We start from the raw sequence: 24,067 nt of genomic DNA, 5'->3' as shown, positions 1-24,067 counted from the left end.
CACCCCCCGGGTCACCGCACCGCCTCCGGCTCTCGTCGCTCGGTCTTCGCGACGGCGGTCGGCGTACTGGTGATGGCTTCGGCCCGATCGGTCCGGGCGGGGCCGAGCACCTTACCGCGCCCGATCCGGTTCAGCGCGTCGCGCATGAACATCTCGCCCCGGCGCTCCTCGGGCACCTGCCGTCCGGCACCCACCGGTGGCGACGTCTCCTCGCGCAGCGCCTGCAACAGGAACGGAGCTTCCTCCAGATCGACTCCCAGCCATTCCAAGCTGTTCCGGGCCAGCGTCTCGTCACGCTGGCGGAAAACGAAACGGTTGGGGATCAGGTTGTGTGCCGCCCCCTGGAAGTCGGTGGCGGGGTCGTGCGACGCGAGACCGATGGCAGCCAGGTGTTTACGGCCGTCGCGGCTGAAATCGGAAGTGACGGCCGAACCCACTTGAGTCTGCGTGAAATGGTGCGCCTCGTCCCCGACCAGCAGCCCGAACCGGCCGTTGTCGGACAGGAAGGCCTCCCGGGCCGTAACCCCGACCAGCTCGTACAGCGCGGTACCCAATCGCTTGGTGAGCGGCAGCCGGTTGTACAGATGCGGTGTGGTGAGTTCCTCGGCGGTGGGCAGGGCGAGCCGATGAGTGCGGACCACCGTGGCCGCGGCGTCGAGCCGGATCGGCGCCAGTCCGGGATCGAACAGCACCGGTACCCGTTCCACGATGGTGCCCAGCCGGGACGCCAGATCGGCATACTCCTCGAGCGCCCCGGGTTGGTCACTCAACCGGCGGACCACCCGGTACAGGTCCAGCAGACTGGCGATCCCGTGTTCGGCGATCCCCCGCTGGGACAGCAGATTGCTGATGACCGCGCCGGTGCCCGAGGTGGGCGAGAGGTCCAGCAGCGGGAGCACCGAGTCCAGCGCGCGTTCGCCGGCCACCCGCGGATCGAACAGGCGCAACGGATCCAGCGATACCGTGGGGTTGGCCAGATCGATGACGACGGCATCGTCGATGGCGGTGGCGAAATGCTCCCATTCCCCGACCTGACTGCGATCGATGGCGAGGAACTGCCCGCCCATATCGTGGACGAGCACCGCCATGAGCTTGAGGAAATACGATTTACCCGATCCCAGCTCACCGGTCACCGCGAACGACGCCGACAGATCGTGCAGCGCCGCCTCCATGATCCCGAAATGGATCGGCTCGAAATGGCCGGACAGCAGATTGATCCCGATGACGGGGCCGCTGTCGTCGCCGATCTGACTAGTGGTGAAGGGTACGAATCCCGCCCACATATCCGAGGGCACGATATGGGCGAAATCGTCGAACGCCCGCCGCGGCGGGCTACCCGGGACCAGCAGCGACCAGAGATCGACCTGCGCGCCCACCGGTGCGGTCATCTCCACCTGGAACCGTTTGTACCGGCGCCGCAGCGTGTTGACCGCGTCCATGGTCTCGTCCCGGGACGGGCCGCCGATGGCGATGACCGTGGTGAACGAGACCTCCGATTCGCCGCCGTTCACCTCGAAATGCTGGTTGTATTCGCTCAGCATCTGAGCCTTGGACATGAGCGTGTTCTGCGCGAAGGAGATCTCCTGGTCGCGCTGGTCCATCTGCTCACCGAGCCGCCGCAGGTTGATCTCGTTGGCCTTGAGCACCTGGTCGGCGGGTTTGGTGGAGATCCGCATCCCCCAGTCGACGGTGACATCGCCCAGACCGTCGATCACATTCAGGAATTCACTGCCCCCGGGAAACATCATGCCCGCGTACGGGAAGGAACGCGGCGTCAGCATCGCCTGGTAGGAGGGCCGATAACCGGTGTCCGGCTGTACCACCTTGATCACCGGGACGAACGAAGGACGCAGGCGCCGTTGTGAATCGGCGCGGGCCCCCTCGTCCAGCGCCGCGGATTTGAACACCGCCGCGGTCGCGTCGTCGAGGGCACCGGCCCGGGTGGGGGCCACCGGATCGCCTACCGCGCCGCGCGCCAGATAGTGCTCCCACAACCACTGGAACATCGCCGCCGGCACCGGCACCGGATCGAAGTCGGCACCGATCCGGGACAGGATCTCGTTGGCCTCGGTCTCGTAGGTGTCCAGTTCGGCACGCGAAATGGCGGTGGCATCGATCGTGGTGGTGCTACCCCGCCACATCCGCGAGAGCGCGGAGATACCGCCGGTGTTGGCGGTACCCACCGGGATCGAGAGCAGGAAGATCCGAGTCTGCGGGGAGATGGCGCGGACCCGCTCGTAGGAGGCGAACACCTCGTCGGCGTAGTCGGCGCATTCGTCGAGATCCACACCCTCGACCATTTTGCTCAGCACGTCGATCGTGTTCTGCCGGGCCTGGATACCCAGTAGCAGCGCTCCGTTGGGCAGGTTGTTGACCAGCGAATGATGCGCCAGTTTGACGTCGAATTTATCGCCGGCCTTGCGCAATCCGTAGCCGAGCGGGGTGATGAAATAGGTTGCCGTGACCAACCCGGTATGGGTGAACTGCAGATGCCCGCGAATCGCGGCCGTGGGTTGTAGATCCCGATTGAACCCCATCAGCGTCCCTCTCCGCTCTTCGATCGCCCCCCGTTACCGCCGATCATCGACCGCCAATTGGAGGGCGTACCGGAGGTGACGACGGGTTCGACCACTTCCACCGGACGCAGGAAGCGGTTCGTGCCCAGTATTTCGAGGATCTGCCCGCCGCGCGCGGCATCGCGTCTACCGCGTTCCCGCGCCGACAGCGACACAGCGGGCTCGTGCGGCAGTATCGCCACCACCGTTTCCTCGACGAACATGGTGATCCGGGCCGACTCCGGGGTGACCGGCATCCCCGAGGCGAGCGCCGGTTTCGGATAGAGGAACAAACGGCCGAACCAGACGATCCGGGACAGCAGCCGCACCCCGGTGTACGGGATCAGGCCCAGCCCGAACCCGATCACCACGGTCAGCGCCACACCGACCAGGAAGGTGATCGCCGGATTCACCGGCAGGGTCATCGCGCCGAGGCCCGTGAGTATCAAACCCACGGCCACACCCGCCACCTGCGGCAGGGTGTAGGGCCCGAACGGCAACTTCTGGCCGTTCTGGGCCTTGCCGATCATGGTGGGGACACGTTTGACCGGCGTGAAGACCTTGATCACCTGGGTCACCTATAACCACCCACGGGGTGGTCCGGCACGATCATGTTGGCGTCGCCGCGGGCGTAGTTCACCAGGGTCGGCAACATCCAGAACAACACCGCGGCCAGGATCGCCGAACCGGCGACACCCAGGATCTTCGCCGGGGAGAGTTTCGATTTCGCGGCCTCGGAGATCATCACACCCATCGAGACGATGGTGATGAGGATCAGGCCCGCCCAGCGGACGAAGACGAGAATGCCGTACAGGATATTCGATATGTTGCCCATGTCTTGGTCGCCTCACGTCAGTTCTGGGTGGCCCGTGGAATCTCTACGGTCGTAGTGGGTGCTCCGGTTGTGGTACCGGGCGCCGGACCGGCTTTCTCCCCCTGGTTCACGACGGCGGTGAGCGGCTCCTTCAGGGCCGGCAGTGCCTCGATGACCCGCACCTGCCACTGCCCGTCCCCGCGAACCATCGTCAGCGGGTAGGCGAGCGCCGGCGCGGCCCCGGACGATCCCTCCGGAGTCACGGTCGCCAGCACCCGCGCGGTATCGCCGGCGGTACCGCAGGCCGAATCCTCGGCGGTGACGGCCACGGTTTTCAGCTCGGTGAACGGAGCCGGGCGCAGCGACGCGATCCCGGAGTCGACGCTCACGTAGCGCGCGACATCACCCGAGCCGGTCAGATAGGCGGTGAGGAACCCGGTGACGACCTGGGTGAAGGGGGTCTCCTCGCCGCACGGCGCCGAATAGGCCTGGGCCAGATCGGCGCCGATCCCCGGCGGCTGTACCGCGGCGGGCAGGGTGAGTGCTCGCAGGTTCCCCTCCGACAGCGAGACCGGCACGCGATAGTACTGTCGAGCGCCGTCGGTCTGACCACGCCCCACGTGTACCGAAACAGTTACCGACCAGACCTCCACGGTCCCGGCGGACAGCGTGCGGCTGGTGTAGACGACGATCGGGTCACGGACCTGCTGGCCGGTCTTGGGAAGCGAGAGTTGCTGGGATCCACCCACGTAACGTGACAGCGCCTCCTGCTGCGCGCTCCCCGCGCTCAGATAGGCGACCACGAAATCCTCGGCGAAGGAACCGGCCAGGCGATCGTGGCCGGCCACGGTGACCATGGCGTCGTCGCCGGGCGGTCGGGGATCGGAGGCGAAGAAATCGTAGACCGCGTGTCCGCCACCCAGTACCGCGAGGACGGCGAGAACGACCACGACAATATTGTCGCGGCGCCTGCGCGCGGCCATCTGGCGAAGCAGCGCTTCGCCCGAATCAGCACGTCCGGCCACCCCAGTCCTCACTCTCGAAATGGTAAAGAGCGGTCGGGCGACCGATCGGAGATCTCTTCCCACATCTGGGGACTCGGCCGGCCCGGCACGCCCGCCGTTCTTTCAGGACATCGCGCTGTGCCGCAACCGGCCGGCCAGCCGGTATCGGAGTTGATCGTCGTATCCGATCGGCGTTCCCGGTGCGGCCAGATCCGTCGGTTCCGGCTCCACCATGGGGATATCGTCGGCGACCCGTACCAGCTGGGCAATGGCCAGCTCGCGATTGGAGAACCCGGGATAGGGATAGAGCAGCAGCGAGGTCGGGGTGTAGCCCCCGGCGTAGTTGAGCGCGCGCACCGTCACGCCGGCGCTGTCACCACTGCGCACCCGGGAGCCGAGGTCCACCAGCCGGACCCGGTCGTCCGGATGGAAGACATCGACCGGCCGGAACAGATAGTCCCATCGAATCCACGGCGCCGGATCGGTCAGCCAGTGGGAGATACTGGCGTGCGCGAGTTGCACCACCGCCAGGTGATTCCCCGCGCGCCGGTGCGCCTCACGCAGTCCGACGCTCTCCAGCGTCGGCCAGATCGCCGGGTCGGCATCGGACGTGATGTCCTCTATGAGCCACCAGGCACCGCGCGCGCGTTCGTCGTCACGCGCCCGAACCGTGATCCGCCACCGGGTGGCCCGGCCCGCGTTACGCAGTACGGAGACTTCGAACTGCAGTTTGTCGCCGGGCACGGGGCGATAGAGGAGATCGAGTACTTCGGCGTGCCGGTCGAAGGCCGAGACCCGGTGGAAGAACTCCGCGATGGACATCCGCGGTACGTATTCCTCGGGCGCGATACCGGACAGGGCGGTGATACCGCTGGGCTGCGCGAGGGTCTGGCTGTCCAGATCCCAGATCACTCCGACAGCGCCCGGCAACGGCGGGACCGGGCCTTTTTCCGGTCCGGCCCACCACCGGACCGCATGGACTTCGCCGCCGGGCCCGAAGACGGGACGCACCAGCAGCCGGTGCGGGCCCGACCGGGTAGACACGATCTTGTCCACATCGACCGAGCCTTCGATGGAGGCGCGGAGGGCTTCGGTGATATCACGGGTGCTCAACCCGTCGTACAGTGCCGGCGTGCGAGCGAGCTGCCGTTGCAGTACTCGCCGCCAGTCGGCGAACTCACGTGCGGTATCCCCGACCGACGCGACCGAGAATCCTTCCGGCGCCAAAGTTTCGACCGTCACCCAGGGGATCACTGCGCCCTCTCATCGCGTGCGTCCTACTGTTGCGCGGTGGATGCCTCAAACGAGACAACGGCCGCAAAAGATAATGTACCGTTGCGCAGCGGTACGTTCAACAGTGGACCTTGGGCTTGATACAAAGCGCGAGCCCGGCAACCGCATCGGCCCGCAACCCCCGTTGACCGAGCCCCGAACGGGCCCACTCGGAAATTCTACGGAAATCGTTGGCAACACGAACCGTTCGGAACGCGCAGCGGCGGCCCACATCGAGTATTACCCGAGCCGAAGGCATATCGCGAACCCCACCGGACAGCTTCGCTAATCATCGGCAACCGCCCCCGGGGCGACGAACACGGCACCGGCCACATCGCAGCGTCTCAGCGCGGCGTCACGAACGCGCCGACCGGCGTCGGCTCCCGTTTTCCGAGAGCGGGATTCACCCGCTCTGTGAGGTGAGGGCGATAACGCCGGCACCGGCCAGCAGGCCGAGGTCCTCCAATTCCGAGGACACCGCGCGAAGTCCGGTGAGGAACGGTAGCCGCGCGTGCATCGCGACGGCGTTGTGCACCGATTTCCACAGCGGCGACCCGGATATGGCGATCGGCCCGCCGATCACCACCCGGTCGATATCGAGCAGGGGGGCCACCGAGGCTATCGCCCGGCCCAGCGCCGTACCGGCCCGCTCCAGCGCCGCGACCGCGATCGGGTCGGCCTCTCGCGCGTCGGCGGCCAGGTTCTCGATCGAATCCCCGGCCCAACCCTGCTCGCGCGCCCATTTCGTCAGTGCCGCAGCACCGACCACCGATTCCAGACACCCACGGCCCCCGCACGCGCAGCGGTCGTCGTAGCCGGGCACCAGCACATGACCGATCTGGCCCGCGTTGCCGGTACGCCCGACCACCACGAAACCGCCGACCATCACACCACCGACGATCGTGTCCGCGATATACATCGATAGCGAGTCCATGACTTCCCGGGTGGCACCGAAATGACGTTCGGCCAGCGCCAGGCACACACCGTCGAGGGCCATCGCGACGGTCGCCGCGGGAAACAGCTTCTGCACGGATTCCACGAGCGGGAAGCCGGCCTGCCATTCCCTGACCTGATCCGGTGCCACGACACCGGAGGCCATATCGATCGGACCGTTCGAGGCGATACCCACCGCCGTGACATCTCGTCCCGCGGCGATTTCGAGCAGCAGGGCCCGAACCCGGTCCCAGGCCCCGTCCCGCGGGACCGGGATCCGCTGGACCCGGTCGGCTCCGACGTCGTCGGCGATCTCGATTGCGGCGAACCGGGTCGGACCGATCTCCAACGCCAGGATTGTCATCTACGCACCACCAGAGTTAGATCCGCGTTTGCCCCCGCAGCATAGTCAGACGGCCGCGGACTCCGTCGGGCGTAGTGGGCGGCCCAGCACGATATGCCGCTTCGGCGCACCGGCCACCGCCGTACCGTGGGTCGGGCGCGGGCCGTTGCGGATGATCCGCATCGGGCGCTTGTGGTCGATGGGCACGGTCCGATGGCGGTCGAGGTTCTCGATGACATTGCCCGAGTTGTCGTAGGCGACGCCCGCCCAGATCATGGCTCGCGGCGCATCGCCCCGCTCGGTGAGTGTCTCCGCCAGCCGGCTGCACTGCTCGAAGAGCGGGCATCCATAGCAGATGCGCACTGCCGAATGCCAGGCCTCCGGCGTGCCGGAATCCAGGTCCCAGCTGTCGGGGACCTCCGCGCACGGCGGCCGCTGCGCCGATTTGACCGGCGCGGGCAGCGGCGTCGCGGGAGGCCGGGAAGTGGTGGTGGCACGGGGTGTGACCACGCCGAGGGAACGAACTCGCATTGCGCTCATAACCGTCTCCGGAACTGCCGAGGGCACGCCGGGGGAACCGATACGTGTCCCGTTGGTCGGGCGGAACATCAGGGCTGCTCAACAGTCCCCGGAAACCAGCTGATGTCAGCTGTATCACGCACGTTAAAGCACCACGGGCCCTTCAGGCAAGGCCTCATGCCGTTAAGTAACGGGACGTTGACATGTTTTTCACATCTTCTAGCCGCTGCTCAGCGGTTCGTTTGGTTACGGACCGTTTATCTACGGGCCCGATTATGGTTTCCTATACGTATGGCTGGCGAATCCGAGTACACGATCGACGAGCTGGCGCGGGCTGCCGAGACCACCGTGCGCAGTGTCCGCGTGTACCACGAGCGTGGGCTGCTGCCCTCGCCCGATGTCCGAGGAAGGATCGGTTACTACGGCTCCGACCACCTCAACCGGTTGCAGACCATCAGCCGGCTGCTCGGCCGGGGTATGAAACTGAACGGCATCCGAGAACTGCTGGCCGCCTGGGATCGCGGCGACGGGCTCGGCGATGTGCTGGGCGTCACCGACCAGACCGTCAGCACGCCCGGCCGGCAGGCCCCGGCCGGTCCACCGCAGCCCGAACCCGAGGAGCCGGTGCACGAGCTCCCCGAGTACGTGCAACAGGCACTCGCCGCCAGCGACGACCCCTTCGACGTCTACCGGGTGACCAATCCACGGTGCAGCGATCTCGCCACCCGGCTCACCGATGCCGGCCTGCCCGCTGCCGCCACCTTCCACCTGGTCGAACGGATGCGCGCGGACTGCGACCGTATCGCCGACCGCTACGCCGCCGAGATCTTCTACGTCCTCGCGGGCCGGGCCTTCGAGCAGTCCGAACGAAACCCCAAGGACCGCACCAAGCTGGAAACAGATCTGGCCATCGCGCGGCTGATCGTCACCCGGGCCTCCTCCGAACTGATCGACCAGGCTTTCGGGCGCCGCGCGGAACTCCCGGCACCGGATGTGGATATCGCGCTACCGCGTCCCGGACAGCAGAGCGCGGTCCAGGACGGGAAACAGCCCCCGCGCACACGCGTATCCGAGGGGGAAATACGGGCGAAGGTCCAGCGTCTGTAACGAACGACTGTCGGGGTGACAGGATTTGAACCTGCGACCACCCGCTCCCAAAGCGGGTGCGCTACCAAGCTGCGCCACACCCCGTACTACCCCCGGGAAGGGGGTGATCACCGGTCTGGAGCGGGTGACGGGAATCGAACCCGCACCATCAGCTTGGAAGGCTGAGGTTCTACCATTGAACTACACCCGCATGCCCGCGACGCCGGTGCGATCGCCACGATATGGGACCGCCACGATGTCGTGTGCACCGCGACTCTACCCAATCGCGGATTCATTTCGCCAATCAGCCCCCACCCCGGCCCGATATCGTCCGCCCGCCCCGGGGAACCGGCAGGAGCCCGATGGTTCCCCGGCCGTGGGAAACCCCTGGTCCCGGATTCGAGTGACCGATTCCGGGGCGAACGGCGTTACCCAGCGCCGGAATTTTCTGCAAAAGTGTGTAACACAGGCGATTCCGCGACGATAGGCGCAGAGATCGCTGTTGTTCCGGAGCCCGAGAACTTGTTGCAGAACGCAGGTCGGCGGGTTCCACCATCTTGCTACGATCTTCTTGCCGGACGGGGTATCTGGAAAGGGGGCGGTGGCGTGCACCCGACAAGGTGGACCATCCGCACAGCAGTGCGAAAGAGCCGGCCCGACCCGGCACCGACGCGGCGGACCGTTGTCCGTAGCGCGAGCTCCACCACCACCGGTGGTCGATATGACCGCTGAGCACCGGCCACCGGTCCGTTCCACCGCCCGGGAGTGGGCGCTGGCCGCGGGCGCGCAACCCGACGCCGATACCAGTGCGGCCGAAATCGAACCTGTTCTCGTCGAGATCCTCGAACAGTTACTGGACCTCACGGTCTCCGACCCTTTCCCGATCCGCGCCGCGCGCCGGCTCGGTGCCCGGCTCTGCGCCGAACCGCTGCACCGGGTCCGGATGCTGGCTCTGGTCACACGCACCCTGCTCGGTTTCCCGGCCGGTCCGCGCGGCTCGCTGGTGGCGACGCAGTGGCCGCTGGTGGCCAGCCAGGCCATCGACAGCTACGCCCAAGCACTCCAGGAACTGGCGCTCGCCCAGCAGAAGAAGAACTTCTCCGACGAGGCCACCCAGCGGGTCCGCGAGTTCGCGGCACTACAGCAACGTCTCGAACACGAGGCGACCCACGATGCGCTGACCGGATTGGCCAACCGCACCCTGCTGCGCAAACGCGTACGCATGATGGCCGAACAGGCCGATCGTGGGGTGGGTCTGCTGGTCGTGGACCTGGACCGGTTCAAACAGATCAACGACAACTACGGGCACGCGGTTGGCGACGAGGTGCTGGTGGAACTGGCGAAACGACTACGCGAGGTGGCACCACCCGGCGCGGTGGTCTGCCGGTACGGCGGAGACGAATTCGTCCTGGCCGCCGGTCTGGCCGATAATTCGGTCACCGAACTCGCCCACGATATCGTGCACGCCCTCAACGATTCGGTGTGGTCGTCGGTCGGCCCGGTACCGGTATCGGCCAGCGTCGGCACGACCTACGCGGCCCCGGCGGACCGTAGCGAACTGGCCGAGTTGCTCCGCCGCGCCGACCTGGCGATGTACTCGGCGAAAACCGCGGGCGGGCGCCGTTATGCCGGGGCTGAGCCGCTGGAACCGTCGGTCGATACCGCCGTCGCGGGCTGAGCGCGGTGGTTCAGGCCGGTTGGCACCGTGCGCACCAGAACAGGTTCCGGCCCTCGAGCACGGTATGGCGCACCGGATCGCCGCAGCAGCGGCACGGTTCGCCGGCCCGGCGATAGACATAGGTACGCGGCCGGTCCGCGGCATACGGCGGTGCGCCGTGATCGTGCTCGGGTCGCACCACGTGCATCTTGCCCCGGCGCACACCCACCCGCATCAGCTCGACCAGATCCGTCCACAGTTCCGACCATTCCCCGGCGGTGAGCGCGGTACCCGGACGCTGCGGGGATATCCCGTGCCGGAAAAGCACTTCCGCGCGGTAGACATTGCCGATTCCGGCGACCACCCGCTGGTCCATGAGCAGGGATCCGATACTGCGCCGTGAGCGGTGTATCCGCGCCCAGGCCGATTCCGGGTCGGCGTCCGGGCGCAGCGGGTCGGGACCGAGACGGGCGAGAAGAGCCGCCGTCTCCGGCGGCGTGAGGATCTCGCAGGCGGTGGGACCGCGCAGGTCGGTACCGAACCCCCGCCCGTCACGGCCCGCCCCGATCAGCCGCATCCGCACCTGCCCCACCGGTTCGCCCATCGGGGGCTCCGATTCGGTGAAGGTGCCGTACAGCCCGAGGTGGACGTGCACGGACAGCTCGCCCTCGTATTCGTGGAGAAGATGTTTGCCCCACGCCTGTGAATTCAGCAGGACCCGCCCGTCGATACGGGCCGCGCCCGCCGCGAACTTGCCCTGCGGACTCGACACCCGCACCACCGCGCCCGCCAGCCGCTGCTCGTGCCGGCGGGCGAGACGGTGCAGGGTATGACCTTCCGGCACCCGGCTACCCGCCTGCCCGGTGGATCAGACGGCGGGCAGCGCCGGCGGTCGGCCGGACTTCTCGTACTCGGCGAGAATATCGATCCGGCGCTGATGACGTTCCTCGTCCGACCACGGGGTCTCCAGGAAAGCGTCCACGATCGCCAGCGCCTCCTCGCGGGAATGCATCCGGCCACCGATACCGATCAGCTGCGCGTTGTTGTGTTGCCGGGCGAGCCGGGCGGTTTCGACGCTCCAGGCCAGCGCGCACCGCGCTCCGGGCACCTTGTTCGCGGCGATCTGCTCACCGTTACCGCTACCACCGAAAACCAGCCCGAGGCTGCCCGGGTCGGCAACGGTGCGGCGGGCCGCCTCGATGCAGAAGGCGGGATAGTCGTCGAGCGCGTCGTAGACGAGGGCGCCGCAATCGACGACCTCGTGACCGGCCTTTTCCAGGTGGTCCTTGACGGCGTTCTTCAATTCGAAACCAGCGTGATCGGCACCCAGGTATACGCGCATGGCTGCGATTCTGTCAGGCCCTCCGCCGGGCACCGACGGCGGGCGGGTGGACCGAGTTACTGCTTAGAGTCGTGGGTATGCAGCCGCCCGACCCTCAGCAGCCGTCCGGATACGGCCCCGGTGCCGCTTGGTCCGCGAGTACGCCGGAGCCCGGGCCCTACCCGTGGCTCACCGACCATCCCGGATCTTCGGTACCGCTCCCGGGCGGATATCCCCCACCGCCGGTACCGCCGCGCGAACCGCGCGGCCTCTCGCCGTTCGGGATGCCGGCCCGGCACAGCTGGGAGATCCCGCTCCTGGTCGTGATCGTGCTCTGCACCGCTGTCGCCTACCTGCTGGCGTTCCTGCTGCTGTTCCTCGGCGCGGTCAACCAGTACGTATTGATCCTGGTGGCGGCACCGCTGCTGATCTGGTTCGGGCGCGGTATGAACCTCTCGTCGCAGCGGGTGAACGGGGTGAAGATGTCCCCCTCGCAGTTCCCCGACGGATACCGGATGGTGCAGGAGGCCGCCGCCCGGTTCGGGATGGCCGCTCCCCCGGACGCCTATGTGGTCCTCGGCAACGGGCAGATCAACGCCTTCGCCTCCGGACACGGTTTCCGGCGCTTCGTGGTGGTCTACAGCGATTTGTTCGAGATCAGCGGCGCGGCCCGGGAACCGGACGCGCTGGCGTTCGTCATCGGCCACGAGGTGGGGCATATCGCGGCAGGTCACGCTTCCTACTGGCGTCAGCTGGGTATGTTCCTGGTGCCGTTTCTGCCGATCCTCGGCAATTCGCTGATCCGGGCTCAGGAGTACACGGCCGACAACCACGGTTACTGCCATCGGCCGCAGGGCGCACCGGCCGCGATGGGCACGCTGGCGGCCGGTAAGTATCTGAACTCGGTGGTGGGATTCGACGAGATGGCCGATCGCGCCGCTCAGGAACGCGGTCTCTTCGTCTGGATGGTCAACGCGACGTCCTCGCATCCGGTGCTGACCTGGCGGATGTGGGCACTACGCGATCGCAGCCGGCACGGGCGGCTGTTCTGGCGACCGAACCCGGTACCGCCGCGGTTCGGGCCGGCGGCCGGCCCGCCACCGGCCCCCGGCCGTGGGGGAAACGCGGTCACGCTGTCCAAAGCCCCGCTCTGACCCGGCCCGCGGACGAACCGGTGTTCCGGATTCCGCGCGGAATCCGGAACACACGCGGTCAGTCGAATTCCGGATTCTCGTCCCGGGTGCGCTTCAGTTCGAAGAAGTGCGGATAGGCCGCCAGCGTCACCACGGCATCCCACAGTTCGCCCGCCTCTTCACCCCGCGGGATCCGCGAGAGCACCGGGCCGAAGAACGCGACTCCGTTCACATGGATGGTCGGCGTGCCCACATCGGGCCCGACCTTGTCCATCCCCGCGTGATGGCTGGTGCGCAGCGCCTCGTCGTATTCACCGCTGTCCGCGGCGGCCGCCAGTTCGGCCGGCAGCCCGGTCTCGGCGAGCGCGTCCGCCACGATCGTGGCGAAGGTGCCCTGCCGGTCCCCCTCGATCTCGAACTCGGCCCGGCGGTTGTGGAACCGGGTACCGAGCGCGGTGTAGAGCGCGGGCAGGATCTCCTCGCCGTGCTGCTGGGCCGCCGCCACGGCCACCCGGACCGGGCCCCAGGCGTATTTCATCAACTCCTGGTACTCCGGCGGCAGATCACGGCCCTCGTTGAGCACCCCCAGACTCATCACATGGAAACGCGTCTCGATATCGCGAACCTTCGCGACCTCGAGGATCCACCGGGAGGTGATCCAGCACCACGGGCACAGGGGGTCGAACCAGAATTCGGCAAGGTCCTTCTTCTCGGCCGAGTCGGACACGTTTCGTTCCTCTCCACAGGTTGTCGGCGGATACCGCCCGCCGGCGCGGTGACCGCCGTACAGCCGACGGGTCGCCGGGCGCAGGCGCTGATACGAGCAACCCCGGCCGAGTGGTTTTCGTTCCCGAACCGGCGCGGAGATCGGGGGCGTCCTTTGTAGGCTGGCGGGAAGAGTTCGGATCGTCGCTGGAACAACCCACCACAAGGGAGTGTCAGCCATGACATCTGCGCAGCATTTCGTCATCGTCGGCGCCGGCCTGGCCGGGGCGAAAACGGCCCAGGCGTTGCGGGACAACGATTTCGACGGCCACGTCACACTGATCGGCAGAGAGGACCGGCTGCCCTACGAGCGGCCGCCGCTGTCCAAGGAGTATCTGGCCGGTAAGCAGACGGTCGAGGACTTCACGGTCCAGCCCGCGGCCTGGTACCGGGACCACAATGTGGACCTGCGACTGGGCACCGAGGTCACCGCGATCGACCGGGGTGCCCGGACGGTGCGCCTGCCGGACGGCTCGACCCTCGAATACGACAAACTCGCGCTGGCGACGGGCGCCTCGTCCCGCACCCTGCCCATCCCCGGCGCCGATGCCGACGGCGTGTACACCTTGCGCACCCTGGGCGAATCGGATGCCCTGATCGAACTGTTCCGTACCGCGCGACGGCTGGTGGTGATCGGGGCCGGCTGGATAGGTCTCGAGGTCACCGCGGCGGCGCGCGCGGCGGATGTGGCAGTCACCGTCGTGGAGACGAGTTCCGCGCCGCTGCTGGGCGCGCTCGGTCCGGAGATGGGCGAGGTGTTCGCCGCGCTGCACCGGGAGCACGGGGTCGAATTGCGGTTCGGTGCGCAGGTCCAGCAGATCACCACCGCGGACGGCCGCGCGACCGGTGTCGTACTGGCCGACGGTACCGAGCTCGGCGCGGACGCGGTGCTGGTCGCGGTGGGCGCCCGGCCCGAGCTCGGACTGGCCGAATCGGCCGGTCTGCTGACCGGTACCGGCGTACTCGTCGACGCGAGCCTGACCAGTAGCGATCCGAATATCGTCGCGGTCGGCGATATCGCCGACCAGGATCATCCGGTGCTGGGTCGCCGGATCCGGGTCGAGCACTGGGCCAACGCCCTGAACCAGCCCACGGTGGCGGCCGCGGCCATGCTCGGCCGGGCGGCGTCCTACGACCGGCTCCCGTACTTCTTCACCGACCAGTACGACCTCGGTATGGAGTACACCGGGTTCGCCGCCCCCGGCGACTACGAACAGGTCGTCGTGCGGGGCGATCGCGACGGCCGGGAGTTCGTCGCGTTCTGGCTCGACCCACAGCATCGTGTGCTGGCGGGGATGAATGTGAACGTCTGGGATGTGGGTGAGCGGATCAAGGAGTTGATCCTGTCCGGCGAACCGGTCGACCCGGCACGTCTGGCCGATACCGCGACCCCGCTGTGAACCGAGGGCCACGCGAGTAACACCACTGAGTCCGGGCACGCGGGCGTGCGCGGCGGCTACCAGGTGCGACCGGTGATCAGCTCGTAGGCTTCGACGTATCTGCTCCGGGTGGCCGCGACGATATCGGCCGGGATCTCCGGGCCGGGCGGTTCCTTGTCCCAGCCCGTGGAGGTGGCCCAGTCCCGGACGAACTGTTTGTCGAAGGACCGCTGCGGGTGGCCGGGCTCCCATTCGGCGGCGGGCCAGAAACGGGAGGAGTCGGAGGTCAGGACTTCGTCGCCCAGGGTGAGGACATCTCCGTCCCAGCCGAATTCGACCTTGGTATCGGCGATGATCACGCCGCGGTCGGCGGCATAGGCCGCACCGCGGGAGTACAGGTCGAGCGTGCGGTCGCGCAGCTGGGCGGCGACCTCGGCCCCCTCCTGCGCGACCACGTCGTCGAAGGTCATGGGCTCGTCGTGACCGGTATCGGACACTTTGGTGGTCGGCGTGAATATCGGTTCGGGCAGTTTGTCACCCTCCCGCAGACCTTCGGGCAGCCGGATACCGGAGACCGAACCGGTGCGCTGGTAGTCCTTCCACCCCGAGCCCACCAGATAGCCGCGGGCGACACATTCCACCAGCACCATCTTCAACGGTTTCACCCGGACGGCCCGGCCCGCGAACTCCGGCGGGACATCGGTCGTGGACAGAACATGGTTGGGGATATCGGCGAAGTAGTCGAACCACCAGTTGGACAGCTGGGTCAGCAGGGCACCCTTGTCCGGTATCGGGGTGGGCAGCGATACGTCGTACACCGAGACACGGTCCGATGCGACCAGGAGCAGTGTGTCGCCGTCGGTGTACAGGTCGCGCACCTTGCCGGCGTGCACTTGCTTCACGTTGTCGCTCCGATCCCGGTCGAGTGGCCCGCGGGATCCACTCCCGCGCGGGCAACCTTACCCACGTGGCATTGTGGACAGCGCCCGTGCCCGTTCCAATCGTGTCCTCGAAGGAGCCCGATGTCCGCACCGAACCTCACCCGCGAACAGGCGATCGAACGCGCCGAGGTCGTCTCGGTCGAGAACTACCGAATCGAACTCGATCTCACCGACGGGGCGGGGAAACCGGGCGAACAGACGTTCCTGTCCCGGAGTACGGTCACCTTCACCGCGAAACCGGGTGCGTCCACCTTCGTCGATATCGTCGCCCGGGGAGTGCGTTCGGCGGTGCTCAACGGCACCCCGCTCGATATCGACGGCTACGACGAAGCCACCGGCCTCACCCTCGGCGACCTGGCCGAGCGCAACGAACTCGTGGTGGAGGCCGACTGCGAGTACTCCCATACCGGTGAGGGCCTGCACCGTTTCGTCGATCCGGCCGACGACGCGGTCTACCTGTACTCACAGTTCGAGACCGCCGATGCCAAACGGATGTTCGCCTGCTTCGACCAGCCCGACCTCAAGGCCACCTTCGATATCGAGGTCACCGCTCCGGCGGACTGGAAGGTCATCTCCAACGGCGCGTCCACCGTGGACGGTGGAAAGCACCGTTTCGCCACCACCCCGCTCATGAGCACCTATCTGGTCGCGCTCATCGCGGGCCCCTACGCCGAATGGACCGATAGCTACACCGACGACCACGGTGTGATTCCGCTCGGTATCTTCTGCCGTGCCTCGCTCGCCGAATACATGGACGCCGACCGGCTGTTCACCGAGACCAAACAGGGTTTCGGCTTCTACCACAAGAATTTCGGGATCCCCTACGCCTTCGGAAAATACGATCAGCTGTTCGTACCGGAGTTCAATGCCGGCGCCATGGAGAACGCCGGCGCGGTCACCTTCCTCGAGGACTACGTGTTCCGGTCGAAGGTCACCCGGGCCTCCTACGAGCGGCGCGCGGAAACCGTGCTGCACGAGATGGCGCATATGTGGTTCGGCGATCTGGTCACCATGAAGTGGTGGGACGACCTGTGGCTCAACGAATCCTTCGCGACTTTCGCATCGGTGCTGTGCCAGGCCGAGGCCACCGAATACACCAGTGCCTGGACCACCTTCGCCAATGTCGAGAAATCGTGGGCCTACCGCCAGGATCAGTTGCCCTCGACCCATCCGATCGCCGCCGATATCCCCGATCTGGCCGCGGTGGAGGTGAACTTCGACGGCATCACCTACGCCAAGGGCGCGAGCGTCCTGAAACAGCTCGTCGCCTACGTCGGCCTCGAGCCGTTCCTGGCCGGGCTGCGCGCCTACTTCGCCGACCACGCCTACGGCAACGCCACCTTCGACGATCTACTCGCCGCGTTGGAGAAGTCCTCCGGTCGTGATCTCTCCACCTGGGGCGCCCAATGGCTGAAGACCACGGGTCTCAATACCCTGCGCCCCGAATTCGAAGTGGACGCCGACGGGAAGTTCACCTCGTTCACGGTGATCCAGGAAGGCGCCGCACCCGGCGCGGGTGAACAGCGGGTACACCGGCTGGCCATCGGTGTCTACGACGACCGCGACGGCAAACTGGTGCGCACCCGGCGAGTGGAACTCGACCTGGACCCCACCGAACGCACCGAAGTGCCCGATCTGGTGGGCGTCGAGCGCGGTGAGTTCGTACTGGTCAACGACGACGACCTCACCTACTGCTCGGTCCGGCTCGACGCGGACTCGCTCGATGTGCTGGTCAACCGGATCGCCGATATCGCCGAACCGCTCCCCCGTACGCTGGCCTGGTCCGCGGCCTGGGAGATGACCCGGCAGGCCGAATTCCGTGCCCGCGATTTCGTCGCACTGGTACAGCGCGGAATCGGCGCGGAATCCGAGATCGGTGTGGTCCAGCGGCTGCTCATGCAGGCCAACACCACCCTCCGCAGCTACACCGACCCGGACTGGGCGGCGACCACCGGCTGGCCGGAGTACGCGAACCGGCTCCTGGAACTGGCGCGGGAAGCAGCCGCCGGCTCCGATCACCAGCTGGCCTTCGTCAACGCCCTCACGGGCGCCAAACTGGCCGCCTGGCATACCGAGGTACTGCGCGAACTGCTCGACGGCGACCCCGCCCAGGTCGGGTTGCCCGGACTGACCGTCGATACCGACCTGCGCTGGCGGTTGCTCACCGCCCTCGCCGCGGCCGGGGAAATCGACGCCGACGGCCCGGAGACGCCCACGATCGATGCCGAACTGCGTAACGACGAAACGGCCGCCGGACGGCGTCAGGCCGCCACCGCGGCCACCGCCCGCCCGCTGGCGCAGGTGAAGGCCTCGGCATGGGAAACGGTGGTGGGTGACGATTCGGTGCCCAACATCACCGCACGATCCATCGTCGGCGGTTTCGCGCCGGCCGGACAGGACAGTCTGCTGACATCGTTCGTGAGCCGGTACTTCGACGAGATCCCGGCGGTCTGGGAGCGCCGGTCCAGTGAGGTGGCGCAGACCGTGGTGGTCGGGCTGTACCCGGCCTGGGATATCAGCGCCGAAGCGGTCGCGCGCGCCGACGAATTCCTCGCGGCCGACCATCCGCCGGCCCTTCGGCGCCTGGTGAGCGAGGGCAAAGCCGGTATCGAACGTTCGCTGCGCGCCCGCGCCTTCGATATCTCCTGACCCCGACGAGAACGGCGGGTCCACCCTCCGGGGTGGACCCGCCGTTCTCGTCTACTGCGAGCGCGCCCGGCCGTCAGCGGCCGATGGCCGCCGCCATGACCCGGACCGCCGAGATCAGACCGTCGATCAACTCGCCCTGCCGCAGCGAACTCAACGCGGCGGTGACGCCGAGCTGGCACACGCGGTCGTTCGCCCGGTCGGCCACATCCTTACCGGAACGGACCTCCACCGAGTGGTCGTTCGGGGAGACGGCGATGAGCACCGAACGCGCCGCCTCCGGGGTCGTGGGGAACAGCGCGTCCACCGCGGCCGCGGCATCGGGGCCGAGATCGCCGATGAAGACATTGAAACGCACCTTGGTGGCACGAGTGGCCTCGGTGAGCACATTGTCCATGGCCAGCCGCTCGTTGTTGTCGAACGGAGCCTCTTTGAACACATCACCGGCCTCGTGCACACCGGAGACCCGGCCACTGGTGGTGAGCGCGTATCCGTGCGGCAGGTCGGACTCGACCACCGCCGGCCAATTAGTACTTGCCACTTGCCCGGCCTCCGATCAGCGCTTCCTTGGGTGCCTCGAGGGAGTCGAAGGCCACATGCGAACCGTGCGACGACTCTCCGGCGTCATAGGAGTGACCGGGACCGGTCACTTCATCGGTGGCACTCCACAGCACCGGGGCGGCCGTCCACTTCTTGCTCATATCGAAGTGGACCGGCTTCTCACCGGGCAGCGGCTTACCGATGAACGACAAACCAGCGATTATGAGGTAGATCCCCAAGGGGATACCGGCGAAAACCGCCACTGTCTCGAGAATGCTCACGCGACAACGGTAGACGATCCTCTGTAGTAGTTCACCGAGGGCTAGCCCGTGTCAGCAACAACACCCCCTATACCCCGAGGTCAACCCCCAATTCCACCCTCGAACACCACTGCACACCCCGAGTCGAGTCTTACGAGACACCACAAAGGGTTGAGGCCCGTCCCGCCCTTGGCCGGAGGTGCTCAATGGTCACGTTCCGTGGATGGCCGACCGCACGTCGCATGCGCGAAGCGCGAGTCCCGAGGCCTGAACGGCGGGACACCAGGGGGCCTCGACCCCGCGACGCCGAAGGCGGCGCCGAAAACACAGCACCTTCACGAACAGGCCCACATCTCGCCTTCTCCGAGCGCCCGACCAGGCCCGGGGCTCGAACATCCCACACGCCGAATCTCGACAACGTCACATACCCGTAGACCACAGGGTCATACGCCTCGCAGCCCACACGGTCGCGCAACGAGGTCGCACACACCACAGCCTGTCGAGCGCATGGGCCCGTATGTTCCAGACCGGTGTGCCCATCAGGATGTCGCCGGTGTCGTCGTAGGCAACAAGATCGCACACCCCGTAGCCGATTTGGTCGCGCACGCCGAATCCGGCGCGGATCTACCGGACGAGACCGACCGCCGCACCGCGCCCGGGCCATCAGGAGCCCGTGCTCGCCTCGCCGCCGAATGTACCGCCGCCGACGATGGTGGACGAACACCCCCGCCTCCGCCTCCGGGGCCGACCGAAGGCCGACGGCCCCGACGTCTACCAGGCCGAGTTGACCAGCGAGTTCGCCGCCATTTCGAGGTAGTCCAGGAGCTGGCGCCGATGTGCGTCGTCGAGCGCCTCCGGTTCGATCTCGGCGACAGCGATTCGCATACAGCGGAGCCAGGCGTCGCGCTGTACCGGCCCGATCTCGAACGGCATATGCCGCATCCGCAACCGTGGATGACCGCGCTCGTCGGAGTAGGTGCGCGGGCCGCCCCAGTACTGTTCGAGGAACATCCGCAACCGGCGTTCGGCCGGGCCCAGATCTTGTTCCGGGTACATGGGACGGAGTATCTCGTCCGCGGCGACCTCCCGATAGAAAACGGCCACCAGCCGGTGGAAGGTCTCCTCCCCACCGACCGCCTCGTAGAAAGAGACCGTGGCCTGTTCGCCCGCCGGAGTGCCCGAAGCCGCGTTACCCGAAGTCATGAACCCTCTCGTTTCGCTGGATGCGCCGTCCATTGTGCCCGCGCCGGCACGGGTTCGCAGATTCGCCGGGCCCGACCGCGACGCGACCGCTCACACCTGGCGTTTCCCGCTTCGTGGCCACCGGGCGTCGCTTCAGCGACAGTTAACCAGCCATTGTGCAAAATAACCGTGCGCTGCGGGGGTTTCCATGGTCAACTGGGTTCTGTCTCCGCCGAGATACCATATGATCTTGAAACGCAGAATTTGGGGTCGACATGAAGCAACGGACCGGCGCCCGATCACCGGAGGCGATACGCCACCGACAACTGAAGCCCGCCGACGTCCACGCTCGTGGGTCGGGGGCTCCTCCGCTGCAACTGCTGTCCGATCACACGGCCAACCGGCACACTGCCGAAACCGCTGTTCTTTCCGAATCCCGTTCCGAGAGCGATTCCGCTCCCCACCTCGCAGTACCGCCGCCGATCAGCTGGCTGAAACGCCGTGTGCTGCTGCTCAACGCCACCTACGAACCGCTCACGGCGCTCACCGCTCGCCGCGCGATCGTGCTGCTGGTCTGCGATAAGGCCGACGCGGTGCACCACGACCCCACCGGGCCCGTACTGCACTCCGCCGGAGCAGCTGTCGCCATTCCGTCCGTTATCCGGCTGCGGACCTATGTCCGCGTCCCCTACCGTGCTCGTGTCCCGATGACCCGGGCCGCTCTCATGCAGCGCGACCGGTACCGCTGCGGATATTGCGGCAGCAAGGCCGAAACCATAGACCATGTCGTCCCCCGCAGCCGCGGCGGCGAACACAGCTGGGAGAACTGCGTCGCGAGCTGCGCGCCCTGCAACCACCGCAAAGCCGACAAATTACTCAGCGAGCTGGGCTGGACACTGCGCGCACCGCTGATCTCGCCCAAAGGACCGCATTGGCGGTTGTTGTCCACGGTCAACGAACTGGACCCGGTCTGGCTGCAGTACCTCGGCGAGGGCGCGGCCTGACACGTCGACGCCCCGCGGCCGCCCGCGATCGGTGTCAGGATCCCGCAGCCGGAGTGAGGGAGAGTCCCCCGGTCCGGCGGCGGGCGACCGACCCGTAGCGGGCGTCCAATCTTAGCCAGGTGTTGCTCGCCCGGACCCGGACCGATTCACCGGGCGGGATCCGCTCGGCGTCCGCCCGGTCGCCCGCGTGCGGGATGAAGTCCATGGCGGTGAGCGCGAAAACCACTCGCATCGGCACCTGCACCCGTACCTGTCCCGCGGATACGGTCAGCACGGTCTGGTCCAGCAGCGAGGCCGGCGGGCCGTGCTCGGAGCCGTGTTCCTTCGCCAGATCGGCCCCACGTTCGGCGAGTTCGACCAGAGTGCGGGCGGGCAGATCGTCGATATGGCCGAATCCGCTGTCCGGCGGCAGGGCGCCCCGCCATGCCGAATCCAGCGAATAGCCCAGATCGATCGGACCGGCCGCGGACAGCCCGGAGAGAACCGTGTCCGCGCCGACCGTCACATCGTCGGCAGCCAGTTCCGCGGCCACCGTGCGGGTCGCCAGCGCCTCGAAACCGGTGCTGACCCAGGCGGCCACCAGCCCGCTGCCCCGGCGGCGCAGCCGTACCACCGCCGCCGGATCGAGACGCTGCGCCCGGGTGAGGAATGTGGCCAGGTTCTCGCGCTCCGCCGGGTCCGGTACGGACAGGACCCGCTGATCGGATGTCACGACCGAACCCGTACCGCCGACCGGCTCATGCCCTGTCCATGGGGCATGAGCGAGGGCCCTACATGGTCACGCTCCGCTACCGCCTCCGGGCCTGACTCGCTCATGCCGTGCCCATGGGGCATGAGCGAGGGCCCTACATGGTCACGCTCCGCTACCGCCTCCGCGCCTGACTCGCTCATGCGGCCAGCCATTGGGAAAGGTAGGCGCGTTCGGGATCGGTGAGGCGGCGCAGCCGCTGGGTCTCGATATCGAACGCTGCCAGCTGAGTGGTCGCGGTGACGGCGGCGGGCGAGCCGGGCGCGGCACCCGCGGCCCGCACCTCGTAGGCGACGGTGAAGTCGACCGCCCGCAACTGCTCGATCCACATGGCGATATCGAGCGGTGTGTCCTCGTGCCGCAGCTGCCCGCGATATTTCACGTGCAGATCCGCCAGCACACAGCCGTTGCGTAGCGCGACAGTCGGCCGGTCGTCCTCGAACAGCCAGGGAATCCGGGCCTCCTCCAGCAAGGTCACCATGCGAGCGTGGTTGACGTGCTGGAAGACATCCATATCGGACCACCGCACATGCACAGCGGTGTGGAACCGACGTGGCGACGCCACAGCTGGCGCCTCCACATCGGGCCTCGTTCCGTTGCGGGGAGCAGCGTTCGTCACCGTGGTACCTCCGATTGGGCACCCACCCCACTCACCATGCTGCGCACCTGCCGCGCCGCGACCGACAGCGTGGCGAGATCGTGGGTTCCGGACTCGAACAGTTCCGCCAACGCCGCGCGGGCACGGCCGAGCCGGGACTGATTCTTGGACTCCCAGTATGCAATCTTCTCGTCCGCGCTCTCCTCGGGGTCACCGCCGGAGAGGACGTCGAGGGTCAGCGAACGCAACGAACTGTACATATCGTCGCGCAGCGCGAGCCTGGCCAGCGCGTGCCAGCGGTCCCCGCGTTCCAGATGGCTGACCGCCTCGAGCAGCCAATCGATCTTCAGATGCTCGTTCAGCGCGTAGTACAGCGCACCGACTTCGGCACCGGAACGATCGGTGATATCCGCGATATCGATGACATCGAGCAGCGGGAACAGATGCAGCAGCCCGAAAACCTCGGTCGCGAGGTCCAACGGCGCACCGTGCGCGACGAGGTCGGCGGCCTGATCGGTGAGTGTGGTCACGTGGTGGCCGCGCAACCAGCCCGGTACCTCGGGCGCGAGTTCGCGCACTCCCACCCGGTACCGGTTGATCTCGGCGCCGACGGCGACCGGTTGCGGGCGGTTGGTGAGCAACCAGCGCGAGGCCCGGTCCAGCGTCCGTTTCGTCTCCAGCTCGAGCTGGTCACGCACGCCCACCGTCGTATCCACGGCCCGTATCCGGGCCCAGATATCGTGCAGACCGAAGATCTCGGTGACCGCGGCGAAAGCGCGCACGGTATCGCTCGCGGTGGCGCCGATCTCCTCGCCGAGCCGGAAGGTGTAGGTGACGCCGCCGTAGTCCACCACCTCGTTGGCGATCATGGTGGTGACGATCTCCCGGCGCAGACGGTGCTTCTTGATCGCCGCGCCGAATCGTTCCCGCAGCGGAGTCGGGAAGTAGTCGGGCAGCCGGGCGGCGAAGAAGGCGCTGTCGGGCAGATCGCCGGCCAGCAGATCCGCTTTGAGCGCCAGCTTCACATGGGCCAGCAGGTTGGCGAGTTCGGGCGAGGCCAGCCCGGTGCCATCGTCGAGCCGGCGTTTCAACACCACGTCGGTGGGCAGTGCCTCGAGTTGCCGGTCGAGGCCGCGCTGGGTCTCCAGTTCCTCGATGAGGCGCCGGTGCACATTGAGCATCCGTGCCGCCTCGGTCCGCGAAATTCCCATCACATAGTTCTGGGAAACGTTGTCCTGCAGCACCATCTGCGCGACTTCGTCGGTCATTTCGGCGAGCAGCGGATTACGATCCGCGATATCCAGCTCACCCGCCGACACCACACCGTCGAGCAGAACCTTGATATTCACCTCGTGATCCGAGCAATC

General features: G+C 67.2%; 23 protein-coding genes and 2 tRNA genes. 6 read left to right on the top strand and 19 right to left on the bottom strand.

Annotated features, from left to right (window positions below; translation table 11 throughout):
- Positions 1-11: 11 nt before the first annotated feature.
- From ACWEWT_RS32190 to ACWEWT_RS32160, 7 genes are all read right to left on the bottom strand, one after another.
- Positions 12-2,537 carry an ATP-binding protein gene (locus ACWEWT_RS32190; RefSeq protein WP_452564613.1) on the bottom strand — a complete coding sequence of 842 codons (2,526 nt, stop codon included), beginning with the start codon at positions 2,535-2,537 and terminating at the stop codon, positions 12-14.
- Positions 2,537-3,133 (bottom strand): hypothetical protein, encoded by a 597-nt coding sequence (locus tag ACWEWT_RS32185; protein ID WP_452564612.1) that lies wholly within the window; start codon positions 3,131-3,133, stop codon positions 2,537-2,539. Before ACWEWT_RS32185 ends, ACWEWT_RS32190 begins: the two co-directional genes overlap by 1 nt.
- Positions 3,130-3,390, bottom strand: a complete 261-nt coding sequence (locus tag ACWEWT_RS32180) for a hypothetical protein (RefSeq protein ID WP_030525365.1) — start codon at positions 3,388-3,390, stop codon at positions 3,130-3,132. The genes ACWEWT_RS32185 and ACWEWT_RS32180 overlap by 4 nt, the downstream gene beginning before the upstream one ends.
- 17 nt (positions 3,391-3,407) lie before the next feature.
- Positions 3,408-4,406, bottom strand: a complete 999-nt coding sequence (locus ACWEWT_RS32175; RefSeq protein WP_452564611.1) for a conjugal transfer protein — start codon at positions 4,404-4,406, stop codon at positions 3,408-3,410.
- 90 nt (positions 4,407-4,496) lie between these two features.
- Entirely contained in the window at positions 4,497-5,615 is a 1,119-nt protein-coding gene (locus tag ACWEWT_RS32170) for a GAF domain-containing protein (protein ID WP_452564610.1), read from the bottom strand.
- A gap of 433 nt (positions 5,616-6,048) precedes the next feature.
- Entirely contained in the window at positions 6,049-6,942 is an 894-nt protein-coding gene (locus ACWEWT_RS32165) for an ROK family protein (protein ID WP_452564609.1), read from the bottom strand.
- Between the two features lie 45 nt (positions 6,943-6,987).
- A complete protein-coding gene (locus tag ACWEWT_RS32160) occupies positions 6,988-7,461 on the bottom strand; it encodes a hypothetical protein (protein ID WP_452564608.1) in 474 nt (157 codons plus the stop codon).
- A gap of 270 nt (positions 7,462-7,731) precedes the next feature.
- Between ACWEWT_RS32160 and ACWEWT_RS32155 the strand changes: the two genes are divergently transcribed.
- Positions 7,732-8,547, top strand: a complete 816-nt coding sequence (locus ACWEWT_RS32155) for a MerR family transcriptional regulator (RefSeq protein ID WP_452564607.1) — start codon at positions 7,732-7,734, stop codon at positions 8,545-8,547.
- A 10-nt stretch (positions 8,548-8,557) separates the two neighbouring features.
- Here ACWEWT_RS32155 and ACWEWT_RS32150 read toward each other — a convergent pair.
- A tRNA-Pro gene (locus ACWEWT_RS32150) sits at positions 8,558-8,631 on the bottom strand.
- Positions 8,632-8,663: 32 nt separating this feature from the next.
- A tRNA-Gly gene (locus ACWEWT_RS32145) sits at positions 8,664-8,737 on the bottom strand.
- A 510-nt stretch (positions 8,738-9,247) separates the two neighbouring features.
- Here ACWEWT_RS32145 and ACWEWT_RS32140 point away from each other — a divergent pair.
- Positions 9,248-10,204, top strand: coding sequence for a diguanylate cyclase domain-containing protein (locus ACWEWT_RS32140; protein WP_452564606.1), 957 nt, complete (start codon positions 9,248-9,250; stop codon positions 10,202-10,204).
- A 10-nt stretch (positions 10,205-10,214) separates the two neighbouring features.
- Here ACWEWT_RS32140 and ACWEWT_RS32135 read toward each other — a convergent pair whose 3' ends face one another.
- Both ACWEWT_RS32135 and ACWEWT_RS32130 read right to left on the bottom strand, forming a co-directional pair.
- Positions 10,215-11,027, bottom strand: a complete 813-nt coding sequence (locus ACWEWT_RS32135; RefSeq protein WP_452564605.1) for an Fpg/Nei family DNA glycosylase — start codon at positions 11,025-11,027, stop codon at positions 10,215-10,217.
- Positions 11,028-11,051: 24 nt separating this feature from the next.
- On the bottom strand, positions 11,052-11,525 hold the full coding sequence (locus tag ACWEWT_RS32130; RefSeq protein WP_452564604.1) for a ribose-5-phosphate isomerase: 474 nt from the start codon (positions 11,523-11,525) through the stop codon (positions 11,052-11,054).
- 77 nt (positions 11,526-11,602) lie between these two features.
- Here ACWEWT_RS32130 and ACWEWT_RS32125 point away from each other — a divergent pair, with 77 nt between their 5' ends.
- Complete coding sequence (locus tag ACWEWT_RS32125; protein ID WP_452564603.1) at positions 11,603-12,658, top strand: M48 family metallopeptidase; 1,056 nt, start codon at positions 11,603-11,605, stop codon at positions 12,656-12,658.
- A 58-nt stretch (positions 12,659-12,716) separates the two neighbouring features.
- Here the strand turns inward: ACWEWT_RS32125 and ACWEWT_RS32120 are convergent, their stop codons facing one another.
- Positions 12,717-13,364: a mycothiol-dependent nitroreductase Rv2466c family protein gene (locus ACWEWT_RS32120; RefSeq protein ID WP_452564602.1), complete on the bottom strand. Its 648-nt coding sequence runs from the start codon at positions 13,362-13,364 to the stop codon at positions 12,717-12,719.
- Between the two features lie 217 nt (positions 13,365-13,581).
- Here ACWEWT_RS32120 and ACWEWT_RS32115 point away from each other — a divergent pair, with 217 nt between their 5' ends.
- Positions 13,582-14,802 carry an NAD(P)/FAD-dependent oxidoreductase gene (locus ACWEWT_RS32115; RefSeq protein ID WP_452564601.1) on the top strand — a complete coding sequence of 407 codons (1,221 nt, stop codon included), beginning with the start codon at positions 13,582-13,584 and terminating at the stop codon, positions 14,800-14,802.
- Between the two features lie 56 nt (positions 14,803-14,858).
- On the opposite strand, the gene ACWEWT_RS32110 is transcribed toward ACWEWT_RS32115, so the two are convergent.
- Positions 14,859-15,683 carry a phosphoribosylaminoimidazolesuccinocarboxamide synthase gene (locus ACWEWT_RS32110; RefSeq protein WP_452564600.1) on the bottom strand — a complete coding sequence of 275 codons (825 nt, stop codon included), beginning with the start codon at positions 15,681-15,683 and terminating at the stop codon, positions 14,859-14,861.
- A 120-nt stretch (positions 15,684-15,803) separates the two neighbouring features.
- Between ACWEWT_RS32110 and pepN the strand changes: the two genes are divergently transcribed.
- The gene (gene pepN / locus ACWEWT_RS32105) at positions 15,804-18,371 is read left to right on the top strand and encodes an aminopeptidase N (RefSeq protein ID WP_452564599.1); all 2,568 of its coding nucleotides are present in this window, start codon (positions 15,804-15,806) and stop codon (positions 18,369-18,371) included.
- A 73-nt stretch (positions 18,372-18,444) separates the two neighbouring features.
- On the opposite strand, the gene ACWEWT_RS32100 is transcribed toward pepN, so the two are convergent.
- The 3 genes from ACWEWT_RS32100 to ACWEWT_RS32090 all read right to left on the bottom strand — a co-directional run bounded on the left by ACWEWT_RS32100 (position 18,445) and on the right by ACWEWT_RS32090 (position 20,371).
- Complete coding sequence (locus tag ACWEWT_RS32100; RefSeq protein ID WP_452564598.1) at positions 18,445-18,885, bottom strand: DUF5130 domain-containing protein; 441 nt, start codon at positions 18,883-18,885, stop codon at positions 18,445-18,447.
- A gap of 10 nt (positions 18,886-18,895) precedes the next feature.
- Positions 18,896-19,189 (bottom strand): aa3-type cytochrome oxidase subunit CtaJ, encoded by a 294-nt coding sequence (gene ctaJ, locus ACWEWT_RS32095; RefSeq protein ID WP_452564597.1) that lies wholly within the window; start codon positions 19,187-19,189, stop codon positions 18,896-18,898.
- Between the two features lie 750 nt (positions 19,190-19,939).
- On the bottom strand, positions 19,940-20,371 hold the full coding sequence (locus tag ACWEWT_RS32090) for a globin (protein ID WP_452564596.1): 432 nt from the start codon (positions 20,369-20,371) through the stop codon (positions 19,940-19,942).
- 254 nt (positions 20,372-20,625) lie between these two features.
- Here ACWEWT_RS32090 and ACWEWT_RS32085 point away from each other — a divergent pair, with 254 nt between their 5' ends.
- Positions 20,626-21,354 (top strand): HNH endonuclease, encoded by a 729-nt coding sequence (locus ACWEWT_RS32085; protein WP_452564595.1) that lies wholly within the window; start codon positions 20,626-20,628, stop codon positions 21,352-21,354.
- Positions 21,355-21,388: 34 nt separating this feature from the next.
- Here ACWEWT_RS32085 and ACWEWT_RS32080 read toward each other — a convergent pair whose 3' ends face one another.
- The 3 genes from ACWEWT_RS32080 to ACWEWT_RS32070 all read right to left on the bottom strand — a co-directional run.
- A complete protein-coding gene (locus ACWEWT_RS32080; RefSeq protein WP_452564594.1) occupies positions 21,389-22,066 on the bottom strand; it encodes a hypothetical protein in 678 nt (225 codons plus the stop codon).
- 175 nt (positions 22,067-22,241) lie between these two features.
- Complete coding sequence (locus tag ACWEWT_RS32075; RefSeq protein WP_452564593.1) at positions 22,242-22,667, bottom strand: acyl-CoA thioesterase; 426 nt, start codon at positions 22,665-22,667, stop codon at positions 22,242-22,244.
- 50 nt (positions 22,668-22,717) lie between these two features.
- Positions 22,718-24,067, bottom strand: a 1,350-nt coding sequence (locus ACWEWT_RS32070; RefSeq protein WP_452564592.1) for an NAD-glutamate dehydrogenase domain-containing protein, incomplete at its 5' end; no start/stop codon positions are given.

The sequence above is a fragment of the Nocardia sp. NPDC003963 genome, assembly GCF_053605105.1.
Note: the sequence above shows the minus strand (reverse complement) of the source record. Positions and strands in the feature narration are given on the sequence as shown.

Excerpts from the sequence above, each read along its gene's own strand:
- pepN (WP_452564599.1), top strand. The coding sequence starts at position 15,804 with ATGTCCGCACCGAACCTCACCCGCGAACAGGCGATCGAACGCGCCGAG.
- ACWEWT_RS32180 (WP_030525365.1), bottom strand. The coding sequence starts at position 3,390 with ATGGGCAACATATCGAATATCCTGTACGGCATTCTCGTCTTCGTCCGC.
- ACWEWT_RS32160 (WP_452564608.1), bottom strand. The coding sequence starts at position 7,461 with ATGAGCGCAATGCGAGTTCGTTCCCTCGGCGTGGTCACACCCCGTGCC.
- ACWEWT_RS32190 (WP_452564613.1), bottom strand. The coding sequence starts at position 2,537 with ATGGGGTTCAATCGGGATCTACAACCCACGGCCGCGATTCGCGGGCAT.
- ACWEWT_RS32085 (WP_452564595.1), top strand. The coding sequence starts at position 20,626 with ATGAAGCAACGGACCGGCGCCCGATCACCGGAGGCGATACGCCACCGA.
- ACWEWT_RS32090 (WP_452564596.1), bottom strand. The coding sequence starts at position 20,371 with ATGACTTCGGGTAACGCGGCTTCGGGCACTCCGGCGGGCGAACAGGCC.
- ACWEWT_RS32125 (WP_452564603.1), top strand. The coding sequence starts at position 11,603 with ATGCAGCCGCCCGACCCTCAGCAGCCGTCCGGATACGGCCCCGGTGCC.
- ACWEWT_RS32130 (WP_452564604.1), bottom strand. The coding sequence starts at position 11,525 with ATGCGCGTATACCTGGGTGCCGATCACGCTGGTTTCGAATTGAAGAAC.
- ACWEWT_RS32165 (WP_452564609.1), bottom strand. The coding sequence starts at position 6,942 with ATGACAATCCTGGCGTTGGAGATCGGTCCGACCCGGTTCGCCGCAATC.
- ACWEWT_RS32115 (WP_452564601.1), top strand. The coding sequence starts at position 13,582 with ATGACATCTGCGCAGCATTTCGTCATCGTCGGCGCCGGCCTGGCCGGG.
- ACWEWT_RS32155 (WP_452564607.1), top strand. The coding sequence starts at position 7,732 with ATGGCTGGCGAATCCGAGTACACGATCGACGAGCTGGCGCGGGCTGCC.
- ACWEWT_RS32140 (WP_452564606.1), top strand. The coding sequence starts at position 9,248 with ATGACCGCTGAGCACCGGCCACCGGTCCGTTCCACCGCCCGGGAGTGG.